General features: G+C 44.7%; 4 protein-coding genes. 3 read left to right on the forward strand and 1 reads right to left on the reverse strand.

Going from position 1 to position 5,021, the window contains the following annotated elements:
* Both ABEV74_RS22955 and ABEV74_RS22960 read left to right on the forward strand, forming a co-directional pair.
* A partial coding sequence (locus tag ABEV74_RS22955) for an RNA polymerase sigma factor (protein ID WP_430150010.1) occupies positions 1 to 388 on the forward strand: 388 nt, incomplete at its 5' end.
* Positions 366 to 1,493, forward strand: coding sequence for a VOC family protein (locus ABEV74_RS22960; RefSeq protein ID WP_430150019.1), 1,128 nt, complete (start codon positions 366 to 368; stop codon positions 1,491 to 1,493). The genes ABEV74_RS22955 and ABEV74_RS22960, both read left to right, overlap by 23 nt.
* Before the next feature lie 483 nt (positions 1,494 to 1,976).
* On the opposite strand, the gene ABEV74_RS22965 is transcribed toward ABEV74_RS22960, so the two are convergent.
* Entirely contained in the window at positions 1,977 to 2,153 is a 177-nt protein-coding gene (locus tag ABEV74_RS22965) for a helix-turn-helix domain-containing protein (RefSeq protein WP_430150013.1), read from the reverse strand.
* A 229-nt stretch (positions 2,154 to 2,382) separates the two neighbouring features.
* Between ABEV74_RS22965 and ABEV74_RS22970 the strand changes: the two genes are divergently transcribed.
* Positions 2,383 to 4,158, forward strand: coding sequence for an S-layer homology domain-containing protein (locus ABEV74_RS22970; RefSeq protein ID WP_430150016.1), 1,776 nt, complete (start codon positions 2,383 to 2,385; stop codon positions 4,156 to 4,158).
* Positions 4,159 to 5,021: the final 863 nt, after the last annotated feature.

Raw genomic sequence — 5,021 nt, forward strand, 5'->3', positions numbered from 1 at the left:
GCGTCTGCGGCATGGGGGTCTTACTCGGAAACTGACGGAAATCGAAAGAGCAGTGTGTCTGCTTATTGAAAGGGGGATCACAGTGAGTGACGATAACGAACTGGTGCGAGCGACACTGCACGGCAATTGGGAGGCCTTTGGCGCGATCGTCCGCAAATATGCAAACGTTTTGCAAGCGGTTTCTTATGAAGTGGTTCGGGATTATCATACCGCACAGGATGTAGCACAAGAAACTTTTCTTAAGGCGTACATGAATTTACATACCTTACAAAAGCAAGAGAAACTTGGGAGTTGGTTGTATTCTATTGCCAGGCGGCTGAGTCTAAATGCACGAAGAGCGAAAGGAAGACACGAATCACTTGAAGATGCCGATCGGTCAATCGGTTGAAGAACTGGTTATGCAGCGCGACGTGAGAAGGCAGGTATTCGATGCATTTAACACCCTGAAGGAATCGCAGCGAATTGCATCAACACTTTATTATGTCGGTGGATTTAGCATGAAAGAAATCGCTGAAATATTAGATATTTCCATTGATGCAGCGGAGAGTCGGATTCGAAGGTCAAAACTATTTCTTAAGAAGGAGTTGTTAGTACTGATGGATGATTTGATGAAGAAGGATGGTTTTGAACAAAATGTCGAACGGGAAGTCATGCGTGCGCTTGTGCCCCGTATTGCTACGATCGAGATTCCTGTATCCGATTTACGCAGAGCCATTAATTGGTACGGAGAAATGCTCGGTGCGAAGCTTCAAGAGGAGTGGAACGATAAGTGGACTTCGGCTATGTTACATTTTCAGGGAGGTTCGGGTGCGGTAGGCGTACCCTCAATCTATCTTGTAAAGACAGAAGACAGACGCCGATTGACATTTAAAAATACGCGTTATGGTTATATGCAAAGTGTTATCGACCTCTATACGCATGATCTTAAGGGGTATTATCGCTTTTTAAAGGAACGTGGGGTCGACGTAAACGAGATTGATTGGGAACGGGAGCCGCATCGCCAAGGCTTTGGGTTTAGGGATTGTGACGGTAATTCGTTGGGGGCCTGTAATGTTGAACTCACCGGTCAAGGCGGAGAAAATCGGGAGATTCCAAACGCGCATCCGTTCGTATGGCGTGTTGCAGCCGTAGAAATTCCTGTGAAAGATTTGAAGAAAGCTGTTGCCTGGTATACAGCAACATTTGGCATGAAAGTACTTGGTGAACCCGAGGGAGATTGGGAGGCAGCAATGCTCTATCTTGACGGAGGCGAACGGCTTGGAGTGCCGAACGTTTACTTGGTTGCAACAGAAGACGAACAACGACTCGCCTTTGTAAACACGTACACAAATGTTACCCACAGTGTGATCGACTTCTACTCAGCCAATGTCGAGCCTATGCTATCCGGTTTGCGGTCCCGCGGAGTACAGATGAATGGAGTAAGCGGATTTTTCGATCCGGAAGGAAATTCACTGGCCGTATGCAACGCTGTACACCGGGGACAGCTTGGTTAAACTCAAAAGTTTTACTGGCAAACGGTGTGAGACACTTTCACACCACTTGTTATTGATACAAAACTTGATGTTACAGACAGCACGGTGAACGTATCATAAGTGATGGTAAAATGTTAAGGGACTTCATCGCTTCCCCGAGCCCGGTTTTATGAAAATTTGCATGGGTCATACCAAGTAAGTGAGGGTCGAAACAGCGATAAAATCATAGTCGATGAAGACCCTCTTTAACAACTCATGATTATCGGATCCGATTTGATGAGAAGGGGCTGGAAGCCCAGCCCTTTACTCTACAATTTGTTCGATCTCCAGTTCAATGAGCATAAGTTTGGTAAGCACGGTATACTGTACGCCCTCCTCGGAGCATCCTTGTCCAGCGTACGTTTCACCGACAGCCAAAACTCCGCTTTGATGAAAGCAGGCAAATCATCGATACTATAATTGTCGGCATATTTCGTTTCATCTATTTCCTCGAAGAGTCGGGTTTCATACCCAAAGCTTTGATAATCTTCCCCTGCGATTCCAACGAAATATTACGAGTTTTTCTACGTCACTAATATAGCTGAAACTGAGGCCGGATTGTTCCGCCAACTGTTCTTGCGTAATTCCTCTGAGCTTACGTACCCTGCGGACTTGTTCACCTATCATTTGTTTAAAATCCATTATGTACCTCTACTTCAACTTAGTAAAATGTAATTGAGACAATTGTCCTATTATAGTGACAATTTAACTACACTTATATGGGTATTTTGTTGTATAATGGCCCTGTAAAACAACTGCCAAGATTCTACAATTTTTGATAGGGGGTCTGTAAATCAGAAAGACATTGAGCAAATTGCTCTACCATAGCAGATTCTGGATACTCCAAAGAAAAAAGGAGACAAAAAAGCCAATGAGGAAAATAACAACTCTGTTTATCACATTTCTGTTACTGTTTGGTGCAGTCGGCACGGCGTCAGCGGCACTGCCTGAATACGGAGAGGAGTGGCAAAATGCACCTGCCAATTCGCCGACCGTGTCATTTACTGACCTTCCACCGTCGCATTGGGCGTACAAGTACATAGTCGAAATGGTCAATAGAAAAGTGATCGATGGCTATCCTGACAAAAAGTTCCGTCCGGATAACACCATCTCACGGGCTGAATTCGCAAAGATCATGGTAACAGCTTCGGGAATTCAAGCCAAAAAGGTTAATTATTCGTCGTTCTCTGACATTCCGGTTACAAACTGGGCATCCCCTTTTGTAGAAGCCGTCAAGGACTACATGAGCGGATATCGTACGGCTAACGGTCAGTATATCTTCAATCCTACTTCACCTGCATTACGAGAGGATATAACGGTAGCCCTCGTCAAGTTAAAAGGATATGATATGAGCCGCTTGCCAGACCATAGCACCATTGAAGCCATGTTTAAAGACTACAAAGGAATTTCGGAATCTGCTAAGGATTACGTAGCCATCGCAGTTGAAAATGGGCTGGTTTCCGGTTTCCCCGATGAGACTTTCCGTCCGCAAGCAACGGTTACCCGGGCTGAAGCTACGGTAATGCTTTGGCGGGCCTTCCAGTTTGGCAATGACAACAAAACCATAGGCGGCGGCGAACAAACGCCCCCAACGCCTGCATCGCCGGTAACACAACCGGATCAAACACCGAATCCAACATCGCCGACAACGAATCCGTCAACACCGAGCAACCCGCAACAGCCGTCCCAAGCGGCGAAATTTAGCGTGGATACGCTTGTTGGCGGCAATGGTCGAGGGGATGTGGACGGGCCTGTTCGCATGGCGAAAATCAACGCTGTAGACAGCATGGTGCTGGATAAGGACGATAATGTATTTTTCCTTGATTCCAGTAACAAAAAAATACGGAAATTCAATAAATCAAATGGCACGGTCGAAACATTCAAGACTATCAACAACCAATTCAACTGGGATTATTCAGCTGATGGCCGAAACGTAACGCATTACGATTATTCACAATTCACTCCGATCAAGCTTGCGTATAATGTTGCAAGCAACAAGCTGTATGTGTCAGGGAATGTATTGATTAAACCGTCCAATTATTCTTCTGATTATTACAACATTCATACGATTTATGAAGTCAGTCCGGCTATACAAATAGCGGCTTACACTTTTGACAGACTTTCCGGCAGCTATGGAGACGTTTATGATACCCATGAATTCATTTCATTTACAGATGAACAAACGATTTTCTACAAACAGCAACTTGGAAGCGGCGATGTTGTTTACCAAGCCGCTCTCGGCGGTGCTTCCTCAATTATCGCTAACGCCGGAGATAAAACAGGCATAGATTTAACTGGCCGTGTTGAAGCCGTTGTTACGAATAATGATATTTTTATCTTTGATACCGGTAATCGCACCTTATCCAAAATTCAGCTATTCCCTCGTAAAGTGGAGACGGTTGTTTCCTTTGACAGCATCACTTTCGATTCCGTCACTGCCTACAACGGTAAATTCTACATATCCAGCGGCACAACGATCTACGAATTGACTACAGACGGAAAATGGTCTGTCTTCATTGACGGCAAAGACCTGATCTACAACGATGGCAATCCGATCAAAAAAATCAGTCAATTAAGTTTTGATAGCAACGGAAACGTCATTGTTTATGATGACGACAATAAAGCGATTCGCCGCATCAATTTATAAGTTTCATAATCAATCTGTGGGAGCCGCCGTGCTCCCTCTATTTACATTGTGACTTCACTCCCAGGCTGGCGAAAGAAGGTGATTTCCATGGCAACCTTGGCATTACTGTAAAAATTATCGGTGCCGTTTCTCAAGTCTCAAGCGTCATATATATCATTACCGCGATCATCAAGAAGAAAAAAGGACATGTCCGAATCGGACTTATCATTTTGGTTATAGCTTATATTATGCTTGTTATAGCCACTCGTATGGAAGATAGACTTCGGGCAGGCTATTAAAACAGGGAGACGATGCGGCTCTTCTGCAGGATTTTTCAAGTTTGGATATGAGATCGGCGGAGGGGGTGAACTTATCCACATTTTTTCTTCAAAGAGAAGTTGGCCGAAAGGCTGAATTTGGGTGGATAAATTCCTCGAGTTACTTTTAGGCGAAGCCTCTAAGCATGGGCTAAGAAAGTTATTCGGTGTCAAACCGGAGCCGCAACCTGAACTAACTTTCGCCGGTTGTTTGGGTTGTCTGAGCATCATATTGATAGCGGTTTTATACCCTGTCGGCATTTACTGGTTGAAGCCGCGATTAACAACAGGCACGTTTTTGTACGAGCATATCTACACTTGGCCGTTGTACATTCTCGGTTTATGGATTGCATACTATCTCCTTCGCTTCGTGCTTTATTGTTTGAAGGAAACCCCTTTCCTTACTTTACTATTAGCCGGTATCATCTGGTTCGGATGGTACGCCCATAAAAGAGGGTGGATGTAGACGCAACTGCAAGCTCACTGCCAATACTGAAATATAACATTCACGAGCCGATTCAAATGAATTCGGCTTTTATTATGCTACCTGAATCCGTGATAGTTCTT

Source organism: Paenibacillus cisolokensis (genome assembly GCF_050481165.1).
In the GTDB taxonomy this organism is placed as follows: Bacteria; Bacillota; Bacilli; order Paenibacillales; family Paenibacillaceae; genus Paenibacillus_AH; species Paenibacillus_AH cisolokensis.